Annotated in this window: 2 protein-coding genes and 1 pseudogene; 2 read left to right on the forward strand and 1 reads right to left on the reverse strand. The window is 39.4% G+C overall.

What is annotated here, in order from left to right:
* Nucleotides 1-90, forward strand: a 90-nt coding sequence (locus tag OOJ59_RS27735; protein WP_231877188.1) for a hypothetical protein, incomplete at its 5' end; no start/stop codon positions are given.
* A gap of 106 nt (nt 91-196) precedes the next feature.
* Entirely contained in the window at nt 197-1372 is a 1176-nt protein-coding gene (locus tag OOJ59_RS27740; protein WP_008814938.1) for a tetratricopeptide repeat-containing glycosyltransferase, read from the forward strand.
* Between the two features lie 130 nt (nt 1373-1502).
* On the opposite strand, the pseudogene OOJ59_RS27745 reads toward OOJ59_RS27740, so the two are convergent.
* Nucleotides 1503-2009 (reverse strand): annotated as a pseudogene (locus OOJ59_RS27745) (IS630 family transposase); the annotation flags it as partial.
* Nucleotides 2010-2258: the final 249 nt, after the last annotated feature.

Here is a 2258-nt window from a genome sequence, read left to right on the forward strand (position 1 = left end):
CTCTGTCATGTGCTCAACGTCATAGCTGACTGGCCGGTCAATCAGGTCAGCGAACTGTTACCCTGGCGAATAACCCTGCCAACTGAATAACCCGTTCCCGTCAATACGGTTCTCGCTGTACGCTTACATATATCTCAACCTCATTAGAGATAATTGGTATATAATCACACTCCCGGATTCCAAAAAAGGAACAGTTGTGGTCACAATCTGCCTTAACATGATTGTGCGAGATGAATCGCACATTATAAAAAAGACCCTTTCTAATATTTTAGATAAAATACCGATTTCATCGTGGGTCATTTGTGACACTGGTTCATCAGATAATACTCCCAAACTGATTAGGGAGTTTTTTGCGCAAAGGAAGGTACCTGGTAAATTATATCACGATCAATGGATTGATTTTTCACATAACCGAAACTTGGCACTAAACCGATGCGATGGCATGTCTGACTATATACTCTTTTTCGACGCAGACGACAGAATTGAGGGAACAGTTGATACATCTAATCTAACCCATCATAGTTATTTCCTGAAAATGAGTAATGAAACACATTCTGTCACTTATTACAGGAAACTACTCGTCCGCAACGGATTATCATTCAAATGGCGTGGTGTGTTACATGAGTATCTTGAAGATAAATACCATGATACCGGAACTATTAATAGCGACCATTTCATCATTTCAGGGCGTACTGGATCGCGTAACAATACATGTAGAAAGTATCATCGCGATGCAGAGATATTAGCAACAGCATATCATCAGTGTAAAGAACAAGATTTAATGCCCAGATATGCTTTTTATTGCGCACAGTCATACCATGATGCTGCAGTGCAGGATGAGAAAAACAGGTCTGAGTTGTATAGTAGATCTATTGAATGGTATCTACTGCGCCTGAAGTTGTCCGGCTTCACAGAAGAACGGTATTTTAGTCTGCTTAGAATTGGCCTTATTCATGAGCGTTCAGGGAGAATTTCAGATGCTATCCCTTTTTTACTAGAGGCCTTTGAAGAAAATCCCCTCAGGGCAGAAAGTTTATACCATTTGGCAAGAATATATCGTTCACTTGGGAAAAATAACTTGGCATTTAGGTTCGCTAAAATGGCTAAGGAAATAAAAAAACCAATAGGTAACTTTCTCTTCCTTGATAATGTGATATACGATAACTGGATTGATTATGAGATAATGGTCAACGCAATTGAAATAGGTTTATATCCGATCGCTTACCATTCAGCACGTGAACTACTGACATTTGGCACAAATCCATCTGCCACATCGAAGGCTACGGAGATTATTAATTTTTTGATATCCCGTTCACTTATAACAGTTGTTGATCAGGATATCATAAAAAAATCAACTAAAAATAGTGTCTAAGGGGTTGAGGTAATTTCTCAGTGTCAAAATTGTCTCCTATCGCTCTAAATTTTTAATTTGAGGGTATCGAATGGTAAGTGAAACGAGCTTTCCCTGAATAAAAAATTAGCATACTAAATAACTGCGCCTATTAACGCTCCACTTTTTTTACCCTATGATTATTGCCGGGAAAAGGTGATGTGGCTTTCATAAATTGCCGGACGTTTTTCAGTAATTGCCACATTGTCCGGCAACGGTGGTTACGCGTTACCGTTTCGTGTAACGGCAGCCAAAGCAACTCTATTTTGTTCACTCACGGGGAGTAAACTGGCTGATAAATAATAATAAATTTAGCATTTTCCTTCAGCCACTTCAGCGTCTTTTTATTCTTGAGAATGATGTAGTTGTCCACGATCAGCGTGATCGTTTTTGCACTTCGATATGTGCTTTTTAAATGACTTAACATCCTTATAAATAAATCTGAGTTTTTACTTGCCCCACTGACATAATCCACTCGTCCAGTTCCGGCATAAAGGATCCCGGCAAGGTAATGCTTTTCATTTTTTCCTGGTGTAGGAATAACTTTTTGCTCTCCCTTTTTCTGCCAGTTTGCGCCGATTTTGGGATTCAAATCGATATCGGTAATCCCCTCGAAAAATCGGTGTGTTCATAAGTATAATTTTCTACTAACTTGATTTAAAAAGGATTTCTATGACCCGAAGGGCAGCTAAGCTCAACGATCACGTTTTACTGACAGTCAGATCATCGCCATTCTTAAATAAGCTGAAGTCGGAACTCTTGTTCCAGGCTGTCCGTTTACCCAATGTGATTGATGACTTCAATCGTGAAGCCTTGCTATTGAGGTTGATTTTTCCCTGCCAGCTATCCTTGTCATAAGAACGCTGGA

This window comes from Citrobacter sp. W9, assembly GCF_026719375.1.
Classification (GTDB): Bacteria; Pseudomonadota; Gammaproteobacteria; order Enterobacterales; family Enterobacteriaceae; genus Citrobacter; species Citrobacter werkmanii.